The following is a 23,678-nucleotide window of genomic DNA, read 5'->3' on the forward strand; positions in this document are numbered from 1 at the left end:
TCGCATGCGATCCGCAACCGATTGAAAACCCGCCCCTCAACATGATACGAAAGACGATGGATGTCAATAAATCTTAGAGAAGTTCTTTGCGAGAAGCCAAGTAGGCGTGAACATGGCGCTCAAGAACCTCGTCCTCAACGCTCGTTAGACGAATGGCGCCGAGTGACGCGGGCAGCGGCAACATGCTACGGTTTGAGCGGGCGAACTGCTGCCTGCGGAACTCCTCGATATATGCGGCAGGCTCCAGATCGAAGGCAAGTTCCTCGATACCAAAGTCCTCCAGGCAGTCATCGACCTCAAAGACGTAATCGATATCGAAGTCGCAGGCATCATGTGCTAGGCGCGCCTCAAAGCGCATGCCCTCGGATAACAGCTGATAGGCAGGGACCTGCGAAGCCGCATCGCCCAAGCAGGCGCGCAGGGTACGCTCCCCCGTCTTGCCAAAATCGAGCGCATGGCGAGCACTCGGGTTCGTGGCCATCAGTACGTCCTTACGGGCAGTCTGAGACCATTGAACGGCATTGACGAGCGCGACCTCCTCGCCCGCGAGAATCTCGGGAACGGTCTCAGTAAACTGATTCCAGCGGGACTTGCTGCTCGAAAGCATGGTGCCAACAAGTACCACATAGCCGAGCTTAAGGTCCTCGGGGTCCGCCTCGCGAACAAGGTCGAGGTCACACACGACCAAGCCCGGCTCAGGACGGAACGCGATAGCGGGAAGCGCATTGGCCGACGAGGCGACGAGCGGCTTCATGGTCGTCGCGACCGTGAGCATGGCGTCGAAGGTCGTCGGCAACAGCGCGCACTCGGTTCGGCCGCACCACTGGTTGGCGCACCAGCTAACAACCGAGCAGGTTGCGGCATCGCCAACGGCGACAACCAGATCGTCGCAGGTAACGCCGTTGGCAGACAGGGCGCCAAAGATAGCATCAGCATCGGCCAGCGTGGCACCAGCAGGCGAAACCTCAAGGACTAGCAGCGACACGGCAAAACCGGCGTCGACCAGCGCATGCTCGACGACTTCACCAAAACGCTCGGATGTGGCGGTGTTCCAAACGACCATCGCGCGTTTAGGCTTGCCCACGGCCGAGGCAAACATACGCGACAGTTCATCGAACGCACCCAATCCGACACGGACATCGACGCTGCGGTTTTGGAAATTGATCAGTTGACGGCGAATCATAGCAGCCCACGCTCCAAAAGCATCTCGGCACAAAGGTAGGAAACGTCCTCGAAGGACTTGTTGCGAATATCAAGGGTAAGGTCGGCAGCCTGGCGATACAGCGGACGGCGATGCTCAAACAGGCGCGCGGCATGCTCAGGCGAGCGGAAATCGGGGCGCGTGTCGGACCGACGAATCTGGCGAATCGAATCCTCGAAGTCGCCCTCGAGGTACACGCACGTACCCATTTCGTGCATCAGCTCAATATTCACCGGTGTCTCGACGATACCGCCCCCGCACGAAACCAACAGGCTGCGCTCACTTTGGAGCGAACGGAGCGCCGAGGTCTCGAGCTCGCGAAAACGATCCTCGCCCTCGGTCTCAAAAATCTCGGTTACCGACTTGCCGCAACGGCGCACGACCAGGCGGTCGGTATCGATAAAACGCCGCTTGAACATGGTGCCGACGTTGCGCGCGAGCGTCGACTTGCCCGCGCCCAAAAAGCCGATAAAGAAGATATGGTCGCAGCCGTGTTTGGTGTGCTGGGACATAGCGAGACCTATTCCTCGCAGGGAAGGTCGCGCAGGGCCCGGCGCTCAAAGATACGGAAGATCTGCGTATACCACAGGTCCTGCGTCGCCTGCGGCTTTACCAGGATGGTATCGACGCCGGCGAAATTACCGCTCCACACGTCAGTGTAGAGCTGATCACCGATCAGCACCGCCTCGTCGACCGTGGCGCCTAGGCGCTTAAGACCCGCCTTGAGGGCAAACGGCGCCGGCTTCATGGCGTGGCTGATGGCCTCGAGTCCCAGCTCGCGTGCAGAGCTCATGACCTGGTCGCGATGCCAGTTGTTGGACACCATGCACAGCTTAAAACCTTTGGCGCGGGCGGCGTCGAGCCAAGCGGAAACCGCGGTGGGAACCTGCTCGGTGTCGCGCGGCACGAGGGTGTTATCGCGATCGAGCAGAATGGCGCGTTTACCGTCGGCCCACAGGGTATCAAGGTCGATGCGATCGACCGAGGCAACGTATCGTTTGGGGCTAAAAATCCTCATGCTAATTCCAAGACTGTTGATGCTCTTCGTAGGTTTGCGAGAAGTACTCCTCGTCCTGCGTAATGTAGAAATACAGGTCATCGGAGTCGGTCGGCTCAAGCGTGGCCTTGAGTGCCTCGAGCGACGGAGAGCAGATGGGCGTGGGTGGCAGGCCCTCATGCTTATAGGTGTTATACGGACTATCGCTCTGCAGGTCGTCGGCGGTAACCTCGCCACCGGTGACATACATCATGGTCGCATCGCTGTTGAGATAGCGCAGACCGTCGAGCTTGCCGGCAAGGCGGTTGAAGAAGACCGAGGCCACGTGCGCACGTTGATCGGCGTTGAGGCCCTCGCGCTCAACGATAGAGGCCAAGTTGACGATGTCGTAGTCGGACATCTCCACGCCGTAGCGTTCCTTGATCTTGGCTTCGCAGCTCGCAAAGTCAAGCGACTTGTACTCGGTCTTAAACTGATCGAGCATGGCGCGAATCACGTCATCGGCCGTCGGCGAATCGCCCAGCGAATAGGTCTTGGGGAACAAGAAACCCTCGAGCGAATCGTTGGCGGCGCCCTTAAGGAAGCTATAGTCGTCAACGTAGTTGGAGGCCTTGGCCTGGTTGAGGAAGTCTTCCTTAGAGATGCTGTCGTAGGCCTGGGCCACACGGTCGGCGACTTGATCGACCGTTAGGCCCTCAGGGATAGTCAGCGCATTGGAGCCCGCGTTGGGGCCTTCCATGAGCTGCTGAACAACCTTGGTCGCATCCATGAGTGTGGTGAACGAATAATCACCAGGCTTGAGCGACATATCGGCGTTGAGCTTTTTCACCGCCGCATAATAATCCTTGGGATTTTCGACGATATGATTCTCGGAGAGAATCGAGGCGATCGTATCGCCCGAAGCACCATCGGGAATGGTCACCGTAACCTGCTGACCAGCCGTGACCTTCGTATCCTCACCGGCAAAGAAACCCTTGACAGCCGGCACGACAAAGAAAGCGATCGCAGCAAGCGCGAGCACGGCGACGACGCCACCGATAATCATAGGCACCGGGGAGCTTTTCTTTTGGGCACCGCGACGAGCATGCGTGTTGTAGCTCGAGCGGGTCGCCGGAGCAACGCCATGCGAACCGCGAGCGTGATGCGAATGCGATTGAGGGGCCTGCGTTCGCTGGGTAGGTACCTGCTGCTTAAAGCGGGTACCGCCTGCAGGCTGGGCCGTACGAGCAGTGGGCTGCTGAGCCGCGTGAGAAGCCGAATGCTGGACCGAACGAGCAGAAGGCTGCTGACCCGTCCGTTGAACAGGTTGGGCCGAATGAGAGAAGGACTGCGCCGGGCGCGCGGCACGCTGAGCTGCACGCTGCGTCGGCTGTGCCGGACGCTGGCCAGGCTGGGCAGGGCGCGACGCCGGCTGCCGTGTACGATTCTGCTGGCGCGGATCGGAAGCGCTAGGCATGCGAAACCTCCTCGTTTTTACGATCGAGCCACGTCTGCAAAAACAGGCTGGCGGCAATCATGTCAATCTTGCCCCTCATCTGCTTTTCATTGAGGCCCTGCTCGCGCAGGATACGCTTGGCTTCTTGCGAAGACAGGCGCTCGTCCTCAAACTCAAGCGGAAGATCGAGCTCGTCGGCAATCTTTTGCGCCACGGCGGCAACGCGCTCGGCCTGGGGACCAGGCTCACCGGCCATGGTCAGGGGACGTCCGCTTACCAGGATGTCGGGCTCATAGTCCTCGACCAGGTAGCGGAACGTCTTGGCCATACCGGTGACCTCTGCAGCCGGGAGCACCTTGACGGGCATCGCCATCTTGCCATCACGGCTCGAGACGGCGATGCCGATCCTGGTCTCCCCTATGTCCAGCGCAAGCGCGACCACAGTGACTTCTTAGATTCTTAGGCGCCGAGTGCGGTCTTAGCGGCCGCGAGGGCATCGGCGATACCGGCAGCGTTCTTGCCACCAGCCTGGGCCATGTTGGGACGGCCACCACCGCGACCGTCAACCAGGCCCGCGATCTGCTTGATCACGTTACCGGCGTGGAACCCGGCCTTCACGGCGTCATCGGAGCCGGCAGCGAGCAGGGCCGGAGTGCCCTTCTCAGTCACGCTGGCGACGACACAAGCGACAGGGCCGGCGACCTTCTGGTGCACGGTATCCCATACGTTGCGCAGGTCGGCAGCCTCAAGGCCCTGGAGCTCAGCGACGACGAGCTTGTAGCCGCCGAGCTCGACGGCACCCTCGATGGCACTGGAAATGGCGTCGGAGGAGCCACCGGTCAGAGCCTTTTTGAGCTTGTTGGACGTCTCGCGCAGCTCGGCCTGCAGGTTCTCCACGCGGGCGGGAACCTCGTCGACGCGGCACTTGAGCGCAGCGGCGGCGGCGTCAACGAGCGCCAGGCGGTCGGCCATATAGTCGAGGGCACCCTTAGAGGTCACAGCCTCGATACGGCGGACATTGGAGCCTGTGGAGGACTCGGAAATGATCTTGAACAGGCCAATCTCGGCGGTGTTGGCAGCGTGCGTGCCACCGCAGAGCTCGCGGGAGAACGGCTGGTCCTCGGCGCCCACGGAGACGACGCGGACGACATCGCCGTACTTCTCGCCAAACAGAGCGACAGCGCCGGCGGCCTTAGCCTCGTCGATGCCCATGACACGGGTCACGACCGGCTTGGAAGCGAAGATCTGTTGGTTGACCAGGTCCTCGACAGCCTTGAGCTGCTCGGAGGACAGAGCCTCGAAGTGCGTGAAGTCAAAGCGCAGGTGCTCGGGCGTCACCAGCGAGCCGGCCTGAGAGACGTGCTCGCCCAGGACCTGCTTAAGGGCAGCGTCGAGCAGGTGCGTGGCGGTGTGGTTGCGGCGCAAGAAGCCACGGCGCTCGGCGTCGAGCGCGGCGGTAACAGCGGCACCGACAGTCAGCGTGCCATCGGCAACGTGCGCGACGTGGGCATACAGGCCGTTGTGGTTCTTGGTGTCGGCAACGGTCAGAACAACGCCCTCGGCGGAAAGCATGCCGGCATCGCCCTGCTGACCACCCATCTCGGCATAGAACGGGGTGCGGTCGAGCACAACCTCGACGTCCTCGCCGGCGGCAGCGGACTCGACGGACTCGCCGTTGCGCACGATGGCGACAACCTTGGCGCCCTCGATCACATCGTTGTCATAGCCGTCGAACTCAGTCGCGGCGACCTTGTCGGAAAGCTCGACCCACACGTCATTGAAGCTGCCCCAGGCGTCGCCCTTGGCATTGGCGCGGGCGCGGGCCTTCTGGTCCTCCATGCAGGCAGTGAAGCCGTCCATGTCGACGTCGTGGCCAGCGGTGCCAGCGATCTCGACGGTCAGGTCGATGGGGAAACCAAAGGTGTCGTGCAGCTTAAAGGCAACATCGCCCGGAAGCACAGCGCCCTCGGCAAGCGCTGCCAGGGCCTCATCCAGGTAGACGCGACCGTTGTCGAGCGTCGTGGAGAAGCGCTCCTCCTCGGAGGCGACGATACCCTTGACGAGCGCGACGTTCTTGAGAAGCTCGGGATAGGCCTCGCCCATCTGAGCGTTAACCTCGTCGATAAACTTGGTCAGGAAGGCGCCCTCGATACCCAGCAGGCGACCGTGGAACACGGCACGGCGGAGCAGGCGTCGAAGGACGTACTCGCGACCCTCGTTACCGGGCAGGATGCCGTCCGAGATCATAAAGTCAACGGCACGGGAGTGGTCGGCGATGATGCGCAGAGAACGGCTAGCACCGGAGTAATCGTCGGCGTCATACGTCTTGCCGCTAATCTCCTCGCCCAGCTTGATGAGATGCTGCATCAGATCGCCGTCGTAGTTGGCGGTCTTGTGCTGCATGATGGCGGCCATGCGCTCCAGGCCCATGCCCGTATCGAGGTTACGGTGCGGCAGCTCCGGCATGGAGCCGTCCTCCTGGCGGTCGTACTGGGTAAAGACGAGGTTCCAGAACTCCAGGAAGCGGTCGCAGTCGCAGCCAGGCTTGCAGTCGGGGCTGCCGCAGCCGACCTCCTCGCCCATGTCAAAGTAAATCTCGGAGCACGGACCGCAGGGGCCGGTGGGGCCAGCGGCCCAGAAGTTATCGTCCTCGCCCAGGCGGGAGATGTGGTCCTCAGCAACGCCCAGAGAACGCCACACGTCGTGGGTCTCGTCGTCCTCGGTAAAGACGGTAAAGTACAGACGGTCGAGTGGCAACTTGAACTCCTTAGTGATGAGCTCAAAGGCCCAGGCGCAAGCCTGCTCCTTGGAGACGCCGCCAAAAGAGAAGTCGCCGAGCATCTCGAAGAAGGACAGGTGACGGCCGTCCTCGCCGATGCAATCGATGTCGTTGGTGCGGACGCACTTCTGGCAGGAGATCGCGCCGATCTCCTTCATGGTCTTCTTGCCCTGGTAGTACTCCTTAAACTGGTTCATGCCGGCGTTGGCAAGCAGCAGCGAAGGATCGTCGGGAACAAGAGACGAAGAAGGATAGAGCTTAAGACCGCGCTCCTCAAAGAAGTTGAGGAACTTGGAGCGAATCTCGGCCGTAGTCATTGACGGGTAGTCAGCACTCATAGAGGGAATCTCCTCGGTTTCACATCGAAACAGTTCAAACGTAACGATATTACCATCCCACCGCGCAAGTGCAAAAAAGAGGGCCGGCACAATGCCGGCCCTTCAGCGAAATTGCATGTTAGTGCGTATGAATGTTGACTCAAATTACCCCGCTACTTGTCGTCATCGTCCATGGAGCCGTCGATGCCGGTATTGGTATCGTCGTCCGAGTTGGAATCATCGTCTTTGGCGAAGGGGTTTTTGAAGAAACCCGTGGCATCGGGCTGCAGACCAGAGAGCTTAATCCAGGGATTATCGAGCTCGGGCTTGGGCATGGCCTTGGCCTCGGGCGCAGTCTCGTTGCCGATGAGCTCGGACTCGTAGATGAAGGTGTCGTCGCCGAGCGCGTCGTAGGCGGCGACCGGGTTGCCATCGGCATCGCGGTACGGCGTGCCCTTAAACACGGCACCGTCATAGGCCACAAGCTGGCGGCCGGTCTCATTCTCGAAGTAGTACACGAAGATACCCTTGAGGGCCGCACACAGCGGGATGGCAATAATCATACCGATGGGACCCATGAGTGCTGAGCCAATAACGAGCGCCGTGAGGCTCATAATGGGATGCACCTGCACCGAGCTCTGCATGACCTTAGGCGAAATCACGTTATCGGTGACGTTTTGCGCGACCATCGTCACGATGAGCGTCCACAACGCCAACATGGGGCTGAACATGAAACCGAGCACCGTGGCGATTGCTGCGCTCACCCAAGGACCGACGACCGGAACCAAATGCATGATGCCGGTAAAGATAGCCATGAGCGCCGCATACGGATGGCCGATGATCATAAAACCGATAAAGGCGAGGAAACCACCACAGATGGACGTCACGACCATACCGCGCATGTAGCCGCCGACAGAGCGAGAAAGGATGGCGACCATAAAGCGGTACGAGGTCTCCTTCTCCTGACCGATGATGGTGCAAATCTCGTGGTGCATGCGAGGGTAGTCGCAGGCCATCCAGTACGCAAGCACCAGACCAAGGAAGATCACGAACAACTGCGAGGCCGTATTGGTGATGAGCGGGAACACACCGCGGCCAAGCTCGGCAGCGATCTGAGACACGTACTTCGATGCCACGGTAACAAGCGACGAAAGATTATCGTCCAAATACTCCTTGAGCGGCGTGTTGTTGAGCGTCTTGGCGTGCGAGATCATCTCGTTGAGATCGCCACCTGCAACACGAAGCTGCTCGGGCAGGCGGCTCAGGACTTCCATGATCTGACCAAAGAGAATCGGCGACAAGATGCAAACGACACCGACGAGCACGGCAACAACAACAATAAGCGCGATAAGCGAACCGATGCCGCGATTCACGCCATGGTGCTCGAGCCAATTGGTGATCGGGGACATCACAAAAGCAATGATGGAGCCGACGGCAAGAAACTCAATAACCGGTGCCAGGATGCCCATAAGGTTAAAGATGACAGCAGCAATAACAATGCAGCCGACAACAGCCCAAATGCGCAGCGTCAGAATGCGGGTGTCGCGCAGCACGCGATCGGTTTGTTGGGGGTGCTCACTCATGAACGAATCATCACTCCGTCGGGGTCGATCTTGTCCTGAATCTTCTTAAGCGTGCGGCGCAGCAGACGCGAAACCTGCACCTGAGAAATACCCAGTTTCTTGGCGATCTCGATCTGGGTCATGCCCTTCACAAATCGCAGCTCAATCACCTCGCGCTCGCGCGGCGAGAAATCACGGATGGCTTCCTCGATCACTAGGCGGTCATCGGTAAAGTCGAGCTCGTTGTCGTCGTCGGCGTAACGGTCGAGAATCGAAGGGGCATCGTCGGAATCGGACGCACCAGGAGCCTCGATGGGCACCGAGGTATAGGCCGAAGACGATTCCATAGCCTCGAGGACCTCATCGACAGTCACATCTAGATACTCAGCGATCTCCTCAACCTTGGGCGAACGCTGCAGCTCGTTGGTAAGTTTGTCAGTAGCCTGGTTGACCTTGGCCGAGAGCTCCTGCAGACGACGCGGTACGCGCACGCTCCAGCCCTTGTCGCGGAAATGGCGTTTGATCTCGCCCAGGATAGTGGGTGTCGCAAACGTCGTGAACTCGAGTCCGCGCTCGGGATCAAAGCGGTCGATAGCCTTGAGCAGGCCCAAATAGCCAACCTGCATCAGATCATCGAGCGGCTCGCCGCGGTTCTTAAATTTGTTGGCAAGAAACCTTACCAGGTTCATGTGGGACATGACGAGCTGCTCGCGTGCGTCCGGGTCACCGGTCTCTTTATAGCGACGAAACAGCTCGCGGGTTTTCTCCTTGTCCCAAGCGGTCTTACCGCTCCGGGAACGTTCGGTCATATTAGATATCCGCCTTGAGGTCGAGGGAAAGCGTCAGGGGCGCCGCAGTCTTTTCGTAGGAATCGCACACGCTCGCCAAAATGAGCTCGGCATACACAGCGGCCTGGTCATCCTCGTCGACGATGGCCTGGTCACCAAAGGTAAAGGTCATGCCAACGTGAGATTCGTCGACATCGAATTTGATCGAGATGTCATCGGAATCAACAGCCGTGCAGCCGAAAATAAATGCTTCCTCGGCAGCCATACGAATGTCCTCGATGCGATCGACGGACATGGAGCAGAGCGCACCGACATTTGCCGCCGTCATGCGCACAAGGCGCGCCAGACGCGGGTCGCCGGCAACGGTCAGCGTAATGGGGCAAGTTGCTTCGCTACTCATCGCAGGACTCCTCGGTGGTCTCGGCGGGCGTGTAGGTGTAATACTGGGCTGCTTTAGCAGCAGGCTTCTGTGCATCATTGTCACCAGCAGCGACATCGTCCCCGGCTTCGCCAATCAGGACACGCTCGGTCGGCTGCTCGGCTTCTTCGGCAGCGGAAAGCTTGCGCTCAGCGTCGGCCGCGGGAGCCTTCACCTTGTTAAAGAGTTTCTGCACAGCACCGGCGGCAGAGTCGGTCACGCTCGACACAGCATTGCTGGCCTCGGCCATGCTGCCCGTAACCTCAGAAATGTCGCGAACCACGGCTTCGACCTCTACGAGATTGGAGGTAAGGGCATCAACTGCCGTCTTGCTCGACTTAAGCAGCGGCTCCATCTGGGCAAGCGCCGGCGTAAGCTCATCGACAGCGCCATCGAGCTTTGCCACCACAGGCTGAGCCTCGGCGATGGTGTTGTTGAGGTCGTTCACGATCTTATCGAGCGAGTCGACAACATTGCGGGTCTTGCGCAGGGTAAGCGCGAGCTCAGCGATGGCCCACACGCCGGCAACGGCGAGCAGCAGCAGGGCGATTTGAATGGGACTCATACAAGCCTCCCGGAAAAATCGAAATACAGACGCTTTTCATGGTACCCCAAAGGGGACCGAACATGCCAAGAGCAGCAACGTGGGACAAAATTATCAGCAGCTACTTCGGTGCATTCCCGCTGCGGTCGCGCTCGCTTTGCTCTACGCGCCACTCTTCCCAGCCGCGCCCGGCAGGCTGCCAGAACGCACCGCGCTCCAGCCCCTCGGGCAAATAGCGCTGATCGACCCAGCCTTCGGGATAATCGTGCGGGTATTTATACACACCGTAGTCGTCGCTGCCCGGGCGATGGCGATCGCGCAGATAACTCGGCACCTCGCGAAGACCACTGCTGTGGATATCGGCCAGCGCCGCATCGATCGAAGCCTCGCACGCGTTGGATTTAGGTGCCAAGCACACATAGAGTGCAGCCTGCGTCAGATTGATGCGGCACTCGGGATAGCCAATGACCTCGGCAGACTTAAACGCGGCATGCGCCACCAAAAGCGCCTGCGGGTCGGCGTTGCCAACATCCTCAGAAGCGTGAATCATAATGCGGCGAGCGATAAACTTAGGATCCTCCCCAGCATCGATCATGCGCGCGAGCCAATAGATCGTGGCATCGGGGTCGCTACCGCGCATGGACTTGATGAACGCACTGATGATGTCGTAGTGCATGTCGCCGTTTTTGTCATACGTAAAACCGCGACGCGGGTTGGCAATCTTTACGTCATCCACGGTGATGGGATAGCGCTCCCCCGCCGCCGGCGCTGGCGTCCCCTCGGTATCGGGACGCGTAACGGCAATCTCGCTCGCCAGCTCAAGTGTCGTCAGGGCCGAGCGTGCATCACCCGCAGCCAGCGTACAAATGATCTTGACCGTATCAACATCGGCCGAGAACTTTCCATTCAAGCCCTGCGGTGCCTCAAGCGCACGTTCAATAAGCGTGGCGATATCCTCATCCTTCAGATGCTCAAGCTCCACCACACGCCCACGCGACAACAGTGCCGAGTTAACCTCGAAGTACGGATTCTCCGTCGTAGCGCCAATCATAATGACGGTACGGTTCTCAACTGCATGCAGCAGAGCATCCTGCTGCGACTTAGAGAAGCGGTGAATCTCATCGATGAATAGAATGGTGCGGCGGTCGTAGGTATTCAGGCGCGTCTTGGCCTCGTCAATCACGCGGCGCAAGTCCTTCACGGTGCCCGTCACAGCGCTGACCTCGACAAACTCGCTCTTGGTATGGTTGGCGATGATGTGGGCCAGCGTCGTCTTGCCCGTACCGGCCGGCCCATACAGAATCACACTCGACAGAACGTCATGCTCAATCGCAGCACGCAGCCACGAGCCCTTACCGACGGCCTTTTGCTGGCCCACGTACTCGTCGAGCGAATTGGGGCGCATGCGCACCGCGAGCGGCGCATTTTTAAAGGAACGCTCGCGCGTCGAGGCAGAAAAAAGGTCGTCCATAGCCATCCCGTGCATCAATCAAAAACGTTTTCCACTAACAGTATACCGAATATATACGAACTACCGTTCGTTAATATAAGTACGGTGCGGAAACTCCAGACCAGGGAACAGCTTGCTCGTCAGTTCGCAGAAATAGCCGTCCGTCATGCTCGCGATATAATCCACCACGGCTTGATCCTTGTCGTCCTGCCAGGCATAGGTGCGATCGTAGTAGGAAAGTTGCTGCTCAATGCGCGAAATATGGTGCTTAAAGATGTAAGATGACTCGTCACCACTGTTTAGATCCCGCAGGCAACGGTCGTAGAGCTTTACGAACGCCTCGCGCAGCTCCACCTCGGAATCGCCTTCGATACCGCCCTTGCTATAGATCTTCTCGTAGTTCTCGCGCTTGGCTCGGCGGATTTCCTCAAACAGGTCCTCGCTCATCTCGATGCGCGGCTTGCCATAGCTGTGCTCGACGATATCGATGGAGGCATGCGTAAGGATCCAGCTGTTGTATGCACCGCCAAGGTCATCGTCAAAGGCGTCGGGTGACAGCAGGCCCGCCGCAATGGCGTCTTGGCGATCGCGCCCAACGTAGGCAAGGATATCCGAGATGCGAACCACGCAGCCCTCGAGCGTCATGGGACGCAGATGCTCAATTGCGCTATAGCCCGTGGCAATACAATCCTCAACCGTCTGGTCAAACTGGTCAAAGGAGCTCATGTCCGAGAGCTCAAACACACGCTGCTCGTACTCGCCGTTATGGCATAGCACGCCGTCGAGCGTCTGGAGTGACACGTTGCGGCCGTACAGTGCGTCGAGCACGCGGACCGACTGCACGTTATGGAAAAAATAACGCCCCGTGCGCTCATGAAAGATATCGTTGAGGAAGCGCTCGCCGGCATGGCCGAAAGGCGTGTGTCCCAAGTCGTGACCCAGGCCAATCGCCTCGATCAGATCGCAATTGAGCCCCAGGGCGCGACCGATATCGCGCGCAATGCGGGAAACAAGCTGCACGTGCAAACCGCGGCGTGAAAGATCGTCATTGCTACGGAAGCTAAAGACCTGCGTTTTGCCTGCATAACGGGTGTACGCCGGAAGATGAAGTATCTTTTCGGTATCGCGCATAAACGCCGGACGCATAAGCGTGCCTTTGTCGGCGGCGCGATCAATACGACGAATGACCTGATCGTCGTTGCAACGATACGGGTTAACATAGCCCGAAGCACGATCGGCGGCAATGCGCTCGACAAGTTCGGACGACAACGCCGAGGGAATACGGTCCATGCGCGCCTTAATGACGGCCGTTTCTTGATTAGTTGCCATGGCATGCTCCTTAAGAAGGATGCGCAATCGGTTACAAAGTGCAGCCCACAACCTCGATTATGGCAAAAATCGGCACCAAAAACGGGAGCAATGGCAGGGAGCGCGATTTCGTGATGAGGCAGGAGAGGGCAAGAACCAGGAGAGCGGTGGCAAATGCCACGATGCCACCCATAGGGTCGAGCGTGCAAAGCGCGAAGAGTGCCTTAGCATCTCCCATGCCGATGCCCGGGGTTTGGCGAAGACGACGCCAGAGGGACTCAGTCAGCACGAGAGCAAGATACACGATAACAGCAAGACCTGCGTGGTCAAGGGCCGTGTTCAAACCGAGGTCGAGCCAAACGCCCGCAAACGCCGCCACGGCACACGCGCCGGCAAGCTCATTGGGAAACCGCCGCTCGCGGACATCAATCGCCGCACCGGCAAAGACGCAGATCCAAAATGGGATGTAGAACATTGTGCACCTCCATGAACAGCTGCTAAAAAGCAAAAACCGCCACAAAGGTGCCTGTCCCCTTTGTGGCGGTTTTGGTAGTGGTTATTTGGCGCCTTGCATGACCTCGTCGAGGGTGACGTTTACGGCATGCTGGGTAGGAACCCAGTCGACCTTCAGGAACAGCGCTGCCACAGTGATGGGGATATAGCTAAACATAAAGATCGGGAAGGTAAACAGGTTGGTCACCAAACGCCACTTTTGCGCGCAATGAATGTGCTTGTACTCGAAGATGGTCGTGAGTAGCGCCAGGATAAAGAAGGTCTGGTACATCATCACGAAGGTCATAATGAGCGAGGCGGCACAAGCCTGCATCTCGACCTCGGTGGCCAAGAAGCCGTGCGAAAGCCCGCCCACGATGAGGAAGGTCGCGTTGGCGAGCATGGAGATCAGGGACAGCAGCATGCCCGGAGCGATGGTCATAAACATGTCGTAGGCGGCAAAGCGATGATAGCGGAAGGTCGACTTGACCAAGTGCTTACCATAGGTAAAGAACACCTGGTAAAAGCCCTTAGTCCAACGCATACGCTGTTTCCAGGACGCCTTAAACGTCACCGGCTGCTCGTCAAAGAACTCCGCCGGCGCATAACCGATGCGGATGCCGTGAATGGCGCAGAACGTGGTGAACTGGATATCCTCGGTCAGCGTATGAAACTGCCAACCATGCATGCCCTCGATAACGCTGGCGGAGATGAGGTAGCCCGAACCCGAGACGGCGCAGGACGTCTTGCAGATATTACGCGCGTTGTTAAGGAAGCGGGCCTCGCGCAGATACCAGGTGGCGTTGGCAGACGAAATCCACGAGCTACCGAAGTTCTTGGAATTGCGATAGCTCGTGACCACATGAAAGCCCTGGTCAAAGGCATCATTCATCTTGGAGACGTAATCGCGGGAGATAACGTTGTCGGCATCGAAGATAAAGTAGCCCTCAAACGTGTCGGGATACTCGTTAAGGATGCGGTCGAAACCAAAGTCCATGACCCAGCTCTTGCCCTTACGGGCCAGGTCATTGCGCTCATAGACGATGGCGCCCGCCTCGCGCGCGAGCTGTGCCGTGTTATCGGTACAGGCATCGGCGACCACGAAGACCTCGATGAGCTCGGACGGATAATCCTGGTCCTTGATGGAGCGAACGAGGTTGGCGATCACGGCCTCCTCGTTATGCGCCGCGATAAAGAAGGCATAGCGGTGGAGTTTTTTGGCCTTGGGAGGCGCGACCTCGCCACGAAGAGCGCCGATGACAAAGAAGACCACCTGGTACAGAAAGCAGACCGTGAGCAGCGTGACGACAATCTGGTTGAAGATCACGATGGGTGTGTTGGTTTGTAAAAAGGCGAGCATGCAGGCTCCCAGCAACGCGTTACGTAAACAACCGTATATCTTACCGCAGGCTTACCGAGTTCAAGAAACCACCTAATACTGGCTAGGCTTCGAGAAGACCGAGCTGCGGAACGATTTCATCTCCAGCGGCCGTGCGACCGAGCGAGCGCGGAGCCAGATCATCGAGAACCGCAGCGAGATCCCACGGCAACTCGTCGCGGCACTCAATGCGCTCCCCCGTCACGGGATGTTCGAACGCCACGCGCCAGGAATGCAGAAACTGCCTGGTCAGGCCCTGGTCGGCGCGCGCATCGCACTTGCCGTAAAGCGGATCGCCCACGCAGGCGTGGTTGATATGACGCATATGCACGCGAATCTGATGCGTACGCCCGGTAAACAGGTGACACTCGACAAGCGTGTAGCCGTCGTCAAAGCGCGTGGAATCAAAGCGCTCGAGGACCTTAAAGGTCGTAATGGCCTGACGGGCAAAGGGGTCGTCCGAAACCGCCATCTTGACGCGGTCGCGCGTGGAGCGGGCGATACCGGTATTGATGGTGCCCTCGTCCATGGCGATGTGCCCGTGGACAAGCGTGATATAGCGGCGGTCGAGCGTACGCGTGCGAATGAGATTTTGAAGCGCGCGCTGCGTGTCGTCGTCCTTTGCCGCAAGCATGAGACCCGAGGTATCGCGATCCAAACGATGCACGATCCCGGGGCGGTCCTCACCCTGCACGGTACCAAGATGGTCGATGCCACAGTGGTAGACCAGAGCGTTCGCAAGGGTGCCGCTCTCGTGGCCATGGGCGGGATGGCACACCAGGCCCCGCTGCTTGGAGAGCACGATAAGGTAGTCGTCCTCGTAGCGGATATCGAGGGGAATGGCCTCGGGAATCACATCGGTGGGATCGTGAGGCTCGGGCAAGTCAACCGAGATGCGGTCACCGACGCGTACGGCATACTTTTTGGACAGGCAGGTCTCGCCATTGACTACTACGGCACCGCCCTCAATCAGATGTGCGCAGGCAGAGCGCGTAGGACAGCCGTCATTGGCGCCCAGATAGGCATCGAGACGCTGACCAGCGGCATCGTCGGCAACAAGGATATGGATGTCGGCCATTAGCGCTCATTCCTTTCGCGAATCTTGCGGGCACGCTCCCCACGCTGCTTGGCTTTGCGCTTGGCGCGGGCCTCGTCACGGGCGTTAAGCTCGGCGGTCGCATCGACCTCACGGGCAGCGGGGCTCAAGAACATGTAGCCGAAGAGGGCGAGCACGACGCCCAAGGTAATGCCGATATCGGCCACGTTGAAGACGGGGAAGTCGATGAAGGTGGTGGCAATAAAATCGGTCACGAAGCCAAAGGCCAAACGATCGATAGCGTTGCCGATAGCACCGCCCGCAACCATCGCCATGCCCACAACCTCAAGATGGGCGAGCTGGGGTGCACGAACGAGGTACAAGGCAATAGCGATAATGACCGCCAACGCAAGCACGACAAACGCGATGCCATGTCCCTCGCCCATGCTAAAGGCAGCACCGATATTGCGGACAAACATAAAGTCGATGACACCGGGGATGACGGTCACATGCAAAGCGTCGCCGACGGCACGAACCGCAAGCTTGGTCAGCTGGTCAACAAGCAGCACAACCAGCGCCACCCCACCAGCAACACCCAACCGCCAACGCAAAGGCGGCGTCATATCCCCAGCACGACCCAAAGAAATCCCCTACCCTCAAGAACTCGAAATCCGTTTAACGCAAGTAATCATCTTATAGTGACAAACGCCAAACGCGCAGCATATTCACCAACGCTAGCGAAATAACCAGCTAAAAACGAAAGCGGCATTCCGAAAAACAGAATGCCGCTTGAATGTGACACAGGTAGTCAATGGGAACGTTCTTGTTTGACTAGTCGTTTAAGAACGTCCCCAACAACTAAACAATAGAAACGCCGCATTACCGTCGCCAACAGCGAAAACGTCCCTAAGCGAGCAAGGTGACGTGAAAGAGGAGGGAAGCGTACTTTGGTACGCGACCGACGATTGAACGTCAGATTGCCGCTTAGGGGCGTTTGCAGCGTCGGTAGGTTACGGCGTTCTACGAACGCCGTAACCTACAAAGCGTCAGCGCAGCGCTTGCAGATATGTGCATGGCCGTTGTACTCGCCGACGGTGGTGCGGTAGTTCCAGCAACGGTCGCAGCACTCGCCCTCGGCAGCCTCGATGGCAACGGAGAGCTCCTCGCCCTGGGTCAGCTCAACATCGGAGACGATGTAGAACTCGGCCAGGTCGACGGCCTTGTCGCCGGTCAGCAGCGCGTACATCTCGGCGGGAACGACCGCCTTGACGCGGACCTGCTGGCTCTTAGTAAAGGTGCCGGCAGAACGGGCATCCTCAAGGGCCTTGGTCACGGAGCTACGGAGCTCGAGCGAAGCCTCGAGCACGCCCTCAAACTCATTGGCCTCGTCGACCGTGATGGGCGACTTGTACCAATCGAGCAGCGCGGCGTACTTCTGGTGGTCGACGCAGCCGGCGGGCGCATATGCCATGGCCTCATCGACCGTGTAGGACAGGATCGGCTGCAGGTCGCGCATGAGCATCGAGAAGAGCTCGGCCAGCACGGTCTGGGCGCTGCGACGCTCGAGCGAGCCGGGCTTATCGCAGTACAGACGGTCCTTCAGGGCGTCGAGGTACACGTTGGAGAGCTCGGTTACCACGAAGTCGTAGAGCGCACGGTAGGCGCGCGGGAACTCGTAGCTGGCGTAGGCATCGTCGACTTCGGCCTGAACCTGGGTTAGGCGGGCAACCATGAGCTTGTCGAGCGGCAGCAAGTCGACAAAGGCGACGCCGTCGGTCTCGGGCTCAAACTGACCCTCGAGCTCGGAGAGCAAGAAGCGCAGTGTGTTGCGGAAACGACGGTAGGCATCGGACGTACGAGCAAGGATCTCGTGGTCGATGGAGACGTCAGAGCTGGTGTCGACGGAGGCAACCCACAGGCGGATGATGTCGGCGCCCATCTCGTCGCAGACCTTGTTGGGGTCGATGACGTTGCCGAGCGACTTGGACATCTTGCGGCCCTGGCCATCGAGCGTGAAGCCCTGAGAGACGACCGCCTTGTACGGAGCATGGCCGTTGGCACCCACCGAGGTGAGCAGCGAGCTCTGGAACCAACCGCGGTGCTGGTCGGAGCCCTCGAGGTACACATCCGCCGGATACTCCAGCTCGGGACGGTACTCGCAGACGGCCTTCCAGGAGACGCCGGAATCCCACCACACGTCGAGGATGTCCTTATCGGCCTTGAGGTGATGGCCGCCGCACTTGGGGCAGACGCAGGCCTCGCCCAGGTAGCTCTCGGGAGCGTCGGTGAACCAGGCGTCGGAGCCCTTCTCGTGGAAGAGCTTGATGACGGCGTCGAGCGTAGCGTCGTTCATGACCTTCTCGCCGCAGTCGGCACAGGTGTAGCTGGGGATAGGCACGCCCCAGTTGCGCTGACGGCTGATGCACCAGTCGGGACGCTGCTCAACCATGGCGCCGATGCGGTTGGCGGCGTGAGCCGGATACCACTTGACGTTCTCGCGAACCTCCTTGCCAGCCTGCTCGCGCAAACCAGTCTTGTCCATCGAGACAAACCACTGGTCGGTAGCACGGAAGAGCACCGGGTGCTTGCAGCGCCAGCAGTGCGGATAGCTGTGCGTGATCTTCTTCTCGAGGACCAGGGTTCCGCGCTCGCGCAGGAACTCGATGATGTGCGGGTTGGCCTCATCGGTATCCATACCGCTGAAGGGGCCACCGGTGCCAAACTCCTCACCGGTGTAGAACTTGCCGTCGTCATCGACCGGCATGCAAATGTCGGTGATGCCCTCCTTGAGGCAGGCAAAGTAGTCGTCGACGCCGTGGCCGGGCGAGTTGTGGACGATACCCGTACCGTCATCGACACCGACGTAATCGGCCAGCAGCGCCACGCCCTCAACACCGTCAAAGATCGGCTGCTTGTAGTGGATGTGGTGGAAGGTCTCGGCGGGAACCACATAGGGCTTACCGTCGACCATGACCGGGGTGTACTCCCAGCCAAACTCCTCGCAGCACTTGGGAGCCAAGTCCTCGAGCATGACCTCGGCACGGCCATCGTGCTCAACGGCGACATAGGCGGCGCCGGGCTTGAGGGAAACGGCCTGGTCGGAGGGGATGGTCCACGGCGTGGTCGTCCAGATGATAAAGTCGACCGGCCCGTCGAAGTTCTCGAGGCCGGCGGGCTTGGAGGTCATCTCAAAGCGCACGAAGATGGAGGGGCTCGTCTCGTCGGAGTACTCGATCTCGGCCTCGGCGAGTGCGGTGTGGCAGTGCTTGCACCAGTGGACGGGCTTGTGGCCGCGATAGATCATGCCCTTATCGAACATGGCCTTGAAGACCTCGATGTCGGAGGCATCATGCTGGTGATAGAGCGTCAGATAGGGGTTGTCCCAGTCGCCGAGCACGCCCAGGCGACGGAAGCCCGCCTTCTGCAGCTCGATGTTCTCGACAGCGAACTCGTTGCAGAGCTCACGGATCTTGGCCGTGGAGGTCTGGTTGAACTTCTCGGTGCCGAGCTTCTCCTCGACCTTATGCTCGATCGGCTGGCCATGGCAGTCCCAACCGGGGACATAGGGAACCTCATAGCCCTGCATCATCCAGTAGCGGTTGATCATGTCCTTGGAGATCTTGTTCATGGCATGACCGATGTGGATCGGGCCGTTGGCGTACGGAGGACCGTCGTGCAGAACGAACTTCTTGTGACCCTCGTTCTTCTTCAGAACCTGCTCGTAGACCTTGTTGTCCTGCCAGTCCTTGAGTCGCTTGGGCTCGGACTTGGAAAGACCGGCACGCATGGGAAAACCGGTCTTGGGCAGATTCATCGTCTGCTTGTACTCGTTTGCCACGGTACCCCTTTCATGTCGTGGGCGCGCACGCCCGTTGGGCACCAAAAAAGCGCCCGTCCCTGCAAGCTGGGACGAAGCGCCACAAAACGGGCTGCACGCCCGCAAAAGCTCTTCGCTTAACCACCCAGCTTAGATGCCCTCGCCCGCGTATTCGCGCGCTCGCATCCGTTACTCGGCTGGCCTGTATCGACGACCATCTCGGCGATGTCTACTAAGACGAACCTGCGCGGCACGTCCGTTGGGACCGCAGCTCCGGGGTGATTTTCATCGGTCGCATGCACGGGTTCTCAGCGCTCCCCGCTCTCTGTAGCATGCGGACGGCCGACTACTCGTCCCCATCAACGCTTATGCGGAGTATGCTAGCACGTTCCGCGCCGGCGAAAAACCCTCAACACTGGTTTTATACGTTCGAAATTTCTCGCTATTACAGCCCTTCTCTAGGAGCAAAATACCTGAAAGCACTTTATCGAACGAAAGAAGGTTGCTATGCGCACGATTGGAATGAGCGACTACACCGTTGGCGAGGATTGCTTTACCGAGCTGCCAACTGCACTGGCGGAGTACGGCGCGAAGAAAGTCGCCATCATTGGCGGCAAGCGAGCCCTGGCTGCGGCGCTGCCGGGAATCGAGGCGGCACTTGAAGGTACCGATGTCGAGGTCCTGGAGACGCGCGTCTATGGCACCAACAGTACGCGTGCCAATATCGCCAAGGTCGTGAACTCCCCTGCCTGCCAGGAGGCTGATGTTCTTATCGCCTGCGGCGGCGGCAAGGCGCTCGACACCGTCAAGACGGCGGCCATCGAGCTCAAGAAGATCGTCTTCACTGTCCCGACGATCTGTTCCAACTGCTCCGCCGCGACCGCCATTGCCGTCGTGTACAACGACGACGGCTCGCTCGAGGGCTATTCGTACCCCAACCGACCGGCGCACATCTTCATCAACCCTAAGATCATCGCCGAGGCTCCGGCGGAGTACTTCTGGGCCGGCGTGGGCGATGCCCTGTCCAAGCAGCCCGAGGTCGAGTACGCAACGAGCGCCGGTAATTTGGAGCACACCGCCGGTCTTGGCCTGGCGCTTGCCCACACCTGCTCCGAGCCGCTGTTTACCTATGGCGTCCAGGGTCTTGAGGACGTGCGCCAGGACCTGTCGAGCGAGGCCGTCAAGCAAATCGCACTCGATATCGTGGTCAATACGGGCTATGTCTCGAACCTGACGAACCAGAACGATTACTACTACAACTCGAGCGTGGCGCACGCATTCTACAACGCCACATGCAGCATTCCGCGCGAGGGCACCTACCTGCACGGCGAGGTCGTGAGCCTGGGCGTGCTCGTGCTGTTCGCCTATACGGGCGATACCGAGAACCTTGAGCGCTACGCGGCCTTTAACAAGCAGATGGGCCTGCCCGTGACGCTTGAGCAGGTCGGGCTTTCCGAGTCCGATATCCCGGCCCTGTGCGAGTACGCGCACGCCACCAACGAGTGGAAGCAGGGCAACCCCGAGCCCTTCACCGACGAAAAGTTCGCCGCCGCCATCAAGGCCGCAAACGCCTACGGCCACTCTATCCTGGCCTAACCGCCAAAACCGCCACAAAGGGGACAGTACCTTTGTGGCGGTTTTTATTGCCGTAACATGCTCGAGTCGAATTCGCTTGCCGGGATCACGCGGTAGCCGTGGCGCAGGAGCAGGTCAACGAAGACACCGTTACCCGTTGTGAGCGTGCCGCTGAAGGATCCGTCGTAGATATGGCCCACGCCGCACGACGGGCTGCGGTCCTGCAGGATGCACGCGGCGATCTCTTCCGGACCGCCCGCTTGCTCGCACATATCGAGCGCACGTTGAGCGCCTAGGCGAAACTCGCGATCGACCGAGATGCCCTCGCAGGTACGGACCTCGCCGTCCACGATCTCGGACGGCTTGCGCGGTGTGGGCAGGCCGCCAAAGACATCAGGGCACACCAAGAGAACCTCGGTCCCCGTACGTTCGCAGGCCTCGACCAACGCGCGATGATAGTTGTCGAGCCCGTTATACTTGCAGCTCTCGCCCATCAAACAGGCACTCACCACGATCTTCATACATATCCCTCCCACGCAAAACGCCCCATTTGAGATAGACACTCAAATGGGGCGATTGATACTGCGCAACCAGTATTACTGCTGCTTTGACATCAGCGGATTCTCGCGCGTGAGGAGATTCATGAACTCCTCGCCCGTGATCGTCTCCTTCTTGTACAGATAACGAGCCAGCTCGTGGAGCTTGAACTTGTTCTCCTTCAGGATCTGCAGGGCGCGGTCGTGCGCATCCTCGATCAGCTTGGCGACAATCGCGTCCACGCGCTCGGCCGTACCGGGGGCGCAGGTGAGCGACGTGTCCTGGTTAAGGTACGCATTCTGAACGGTACCGAGTGCCATCATGCCAAACTCATCGGACATACCAAAGCGCGTCACCATGTTACGGGCGAGCTTGGTGGCCTGCTCGATATCGTTGGCGGCGCCGGTCGTCATCTCACCAAAGATGAGCTCCTCGGCTGCACGGCCACCACAATAGACGGCGAGCTTGTCCAGGACCTCCTGGCGCGTGGTCAGGAAGCGCTCATCCTCCTCGACCTGCATGGTGTAGCCCAGAGCACCGCTCGTGCGCGGCACGATGGTGATCTTCGTGACCGGTGCAGAGCCCTTCTGGCGGGCGGCAACGATGGCATGGCCGATCTCGTGGTAAGAAACAACCTGCTTCTCGTGGTCGGACAGTACCGTGGACTTACGCTGCTGGCCGGCGATGACGACCTCCACCGACTCCTCAAAATCGTCCTGCGTAGCGCGCTTGCGGCCCTCACGGACGGCACGCAGGGCGCCCTCGTTGATGATATTGGCCAGGTCGGCGCCCGAGGCACCGGGCGTGGCGCGGGCAATCGCGGTCAGGTCGATCGGCGGCTGCGTCTTCACGCTCTTGGCATGCAGCTCAAGAATGTTCTTGCGGCCAGTCAGGTCGGGCAGCTCAACGGGGATACGGCGGTCAAAACGACCGGGGCGCAACAGGGCCGGGTCAAGGCTGTCAGGGCGGTTGGTAGCAGCGAGAACGACAATACCCTTGTGGTTATCGAAGCCGTCCATCTCGGTCAGCAGCTGGTTGAGCGTCTGCTCGCGCTCGTCGTTGCCGCTAAAGCCGCCGCCGTCACGCTTTTTGCCGATGGTATCGATCTCGTCGATAAACACAATGCACGGGGCCTTTTCCTTGGCCTGCTTAAACAGGTCGCGCACCTTGGCGGCGCCACGGCCGACGAACATCTCGACGAACTCAGAACCCGAAATGCTAAAGAACGGAACACCAGCCTCGCCGGCAACAGCCTTGGCTAGCAGGGTCTTACCGGTACCCGGAGGGCCAACAAGGAGAGCACCGCGCGGCAGCTTGGCGCCAATCTCCTCGTAGCGCTGGGGCTTCTCCAGAAAGTCGACGACCTCCTTGAGGGACTCCTTGGCCTCTTCCTGGCCGGCGACATCCTTAAAGGTCACGCCCACGTCCTTGGAGGCGATCACGCGCGCGCCGGACTTGCCCAGTCCACCGCCGCCAAAGCCACCGCCGCCAAAGTTCATCGAAGGACCGTCATCACCCATGGCCTTCTTCATGCGGCGGTTGAGCCACCAGCCGATCAGGAAGAAAATCGCCATGGGAAGGATGAGCGTAAGCAGGTAGTAGGTCATCAAACCCGAGTTTTTATCGGGAACGACCGACTCCAGCGAAGCGCCAGACTCAAGCACGCGATCGGTAAAGCCCGCATCGTTCGGCACACCGGTCGTCTTATAGGCGATGTTCTCGTCCTCGCCCTTCTTGGTGTAATAAATCGAGTAATCGTCCGTGTTGTACTCGACCTTGTCGACACTCTTCTTATCGAGCGCTTTGACAAACGTCGAGTAATCGGTCTTCGTAATCTGCTGCGTGTGACCGATGTTGGGGAACAGAACGGTCGAGAGCACGAGGTAGACGACGAAGGCGATGAGCACGTAGAGGATCATATTCCGTCTACGTTTGTTGTCATCCATCTCCATCTGCTTGAACTCCATCTACTGGGGTTGATAATGCTATCTAGAATACCCAACCCGGACGGCGATAAACCGACGCGGGGCACGAAAGGACAGAG

The 23,678-nt window shown here is 59.4% G+C and carries 20 protein-coding genes; 1 reads left to right on the top strand and 19 read right to left on the bottom strand.

Annotated elements, in window-relative coordinates; all coding sequences use genetic code 11:
- Nucleotides 1-73: 73 nt before the first annotated feature.
- The 17 genes from ABCN01_RS05205 to ileS all read right to left on the bottom strand — a co-directional run bounded on the left by ABCN01_RS05205 (nt 74) and on the right by ileS (nt 19,519).
- Complete coding sequence (locus ABCN01_RS05205; RefSeq protein WP_342996276.1) at nt 74-1,183, bottom strand: hypothetical protein; 1,110 nt, start codon at nt 1,181-1,183, stop codon at nt 74-76.
- Nucleotides 1,180-1,713 carry a shikimate kinase gene (locus ABCN01_RS05210; protein ID WP_006233986.1) on the bottom strand — a complete coding sequence of 178 codons (534 nt, stop codon included), beginning with the start codon at nt 1,711-1,713 and terminating at the stop codon, nt 1,180-1,182. Before ABCN01_RS05210 ends, ABCN01_RS05205 begins: the two co-directional genes overlap by 4 nt.
- A gap of 8 nt (nt 1,714-1,721) precedes the next feature.
- The gene (locus ABCN01_RS05215) at nt 1,722-2,219 is read right to left on the bottom strand and encodes a YqeG family HAD IIIA-type phosphatase (protein WP_227790358.1); all 498 of its coding nucleotides are present in this window, start codon (nt 2,217-2,219) and stop codon (nt 1,722-1,724) included.
- 1 nt (nt 2,220) lies between these two features.
- Complete coding sequence (gene mltG / locus ABCN01_RS05220; protein ID WP_342996278.1) at nt 2,221-3,654, bottom strand: endolytic transglycosylase MltG; 1,434 nt, start codon at nt 3,652-3,654, stop codon at nt 2,221-2,223.
- Nucleotides 3,647-4,075, bottom strand: coding sequence for a Holliday junction resolvase RuvX (gene ruvX, locus ABCN01_RS05225; RefSeq protein WP_035138185.1), 429 nt, complete (start codon nt 4,073-4,075; stop codon nt 3,647-3,649). The genes mltG and ruvX overlap by 8 nt, the downstream gene beginning before the upstream one ends.
- A gap of 17 nt (nt 4,076-4,092) precedes the next feature.
- Nucleotides 4,093-6,750 (bottom strand): alanine--tRNA ligase, encoded by a 2,658-nt coding sequence (gene alaS, locus ABCN01_RS05230; protein WP_342996279.1) that lies wholly within the window; start codon nt 6,748-6,750, stop codon nt 4,093-4,095.
- A gap of 152 nt (nt 6,751-6,902) precedes the next feature.
- Nucleotides 6,903-8,312 (bottom strand): AI-2E family transporter, encoded by a 1,410-nt coding sequence (locus ABCN01_RS05235; protein ID WP_342996280.1) that lies wholly within the window; start codon nt 8,310-8,312, stop codon nt 6,903-6,905.
- On the bottom strand, nt 8,309-9,100 hold the full coding sequence (locus tag ABCN01_RS05240; protein ID WP_022094589.1) for an RNA polymerase sigma factor SigF: 792 nt from the start codon (nt 9,098-9,100) through the stop codon (nt 8,309-8,311). Before ABCN01_RS05240 ends, ABCN01_RS05235 begins: the two co-directional genes overlap by 4 nt.
- A gap of 1 nt (nt 9,101) precedes the next feature.
- Nucleotides 9,102-9,479, bottom strand: a complete 378-nt coding sequence (locus tag ABCN01_RS05245) for an ATP-binding protein (RefSeq protein WP_342996281.1) — start codon at nt 9,477-9,479, stop codon at nt 9,102-9,104.
- The gene (locus ABCN01_RS05250; protein ID WP_342996282.1) at nt 9,472-10,062 is read right to left on the bottom strand and encodes a hypothetical protein; all 591 of its coding nucleotides are present in this window, start codon (nt 10,060-10,062) and stop codon (nt 9,472-9,474) included. Before ABCN01_RS05250 ends, ABCN01_RS05245 begins: the two co-directional genes overlap by 8 nt.
- A 100-nt stretch (nt 10,063-10,162) precedes the next feature.
- Nucleotides 10,163-11,512: a replication-associated recombination protein A gene (locus ABCN01_RS05255; RefSeq protein ID WP_342996283.1), complete on the bottom strand. Its 1,350-nt coding sequence runs from the start codon at nt 11,510-11,512 to the stop codon at nt 10,163-10,165.
- 60 nt (nt 11,513-11,572) lie between these two features.
- Complete coding sequence (locus tag ABCN01_RS05260) at nt 11,573-12,820, bottom strand: deoxyguanosinetriphosphate triphosphohydrolase family protein (RefSeq protein WP_342996284.1); 1,248 nt, start codon at nt 12,818-12,820, stop codon at nt 11,573-11,575.
- Between the two features lie 31 nt (nt 12,821-12,851).
- Nucleotides 12,852-13,274, bottom strand: coding sequence for a prepilin peptidase (locus ABCN01_RS05265; RefSeq protein ID WP_342996285.1), 423 nt, complete (start codon nt 13,272-13,274; stop codon nt 12,852-12,854).
- An 81-nt stretch (nt 13,275-13,355) separates the two neighbouring features.
- Nucleotides 13,356-14,651, bottom strand: a complete 1,296-nt coding sequence (locus ABCN01_RS05270) for a glycosyltransferase family 2 protein (protein ID WP_117635141.1) — start codon at nt 14,649-14,651, stop codon at nt 13,356-13,358.
- 82 nt (nt 14,652-14,733) lie between these two features.
- The gene (locus ABCN01_RS05275) at nt 14,734-15,747 is read right to left on the bottom strand and encodes an RluA family pseudouridine synthase (RefSeq protein WP_342996289.1); all 1,014 of its coding nucleotides are present in this window, start codon (nt 15,745-15,747) and stop codon (nt 14,734-14,736) included.
- Nucleotides 15,747-16,346 carry a signal peptidase II gene (lspA, locus tag ABCN01_RS05280; RefSeq protein ID WP_342996290.1) on the bottom strand — a complete coding sequence of 200 codons (600 nt, stop codon included), beginning with the start codon at nt 16,344-16,346 and terminating at the stop codon, nt 15,747-15,749. The genes ABCN01_RS05275 and lspA overlap by 1 nt, the downstream gene beginning before the upstream one ends.
- 395 nt (nt 16,347-16,741) lie before the next feature.
- Complete coding sequence (gene ileS, locus ABCN01_RS05285) at nt 16,742-19,519, bottom strand: isoleucine--tRNA ligase (protein ID WP_425458731.1); 2,778 nt, start codon at nt 19,517-19,519, stop codon at nt 16,742-16,744.
- A 510-nt stretch (nt 19,520-20,029) separates the two neighbouring features.
- Between ileS and ABCN01_RS05290 the strand changes: the two genes are divergently transcribed.
- Entirely contained in the window at nt 20,030-21,118 is a 1,089-nt protein-coding gene (locus tag ABCN01_RS05290; RefSeq protein ID WP_342996294.1) for an iron-containing alcohol dehydrogenase family protein, read from the top strand.
- Between the two features lie 44 nt (nt 21,119-21,162).
- Here ABCN01_RS05290 and ABCN01_RS05295 read toward each other — a convergent pair whose 3' ends face one another.
- Nucleotides 21,163-21,618, bottom strand: coding sequence for a 2-thiouracil desulfurase family protein (locus ABCN01_RS05295; RefSeq protein ID WP_342996295.1), 456 nt, complete (start codon nt 21,616-21,618; stop codon nt 21,163-21,165).
- Between the two features lie 75 nt (nt 21,619-21,693).
- Nucleotides 21,694-23,586, bottom strand: a complete 1,893-nt coding sequence (ftsH, locus tag ABCN01_RS05300) for an ATP-dependent zinc metalloprotease FtsH (RefSeq protein ID WP_199409422.1) — start codon at nt 23,584-23,586, stop codon at nt 21,694-21,696.
- Between the last annotated feature and the right edge of the window lie 92 nt (nt 23,587-23,678).

Origin of the sequence: Collinsella aerofaciens, assembly GCF_039062365.1 — a bacterium.
Classification (GTDB): domain Bacteria; phylum Actinomycetota; class Coriobacteriia; order Coriobacteriales; family Coriobacteriaceae; genus Collinsella.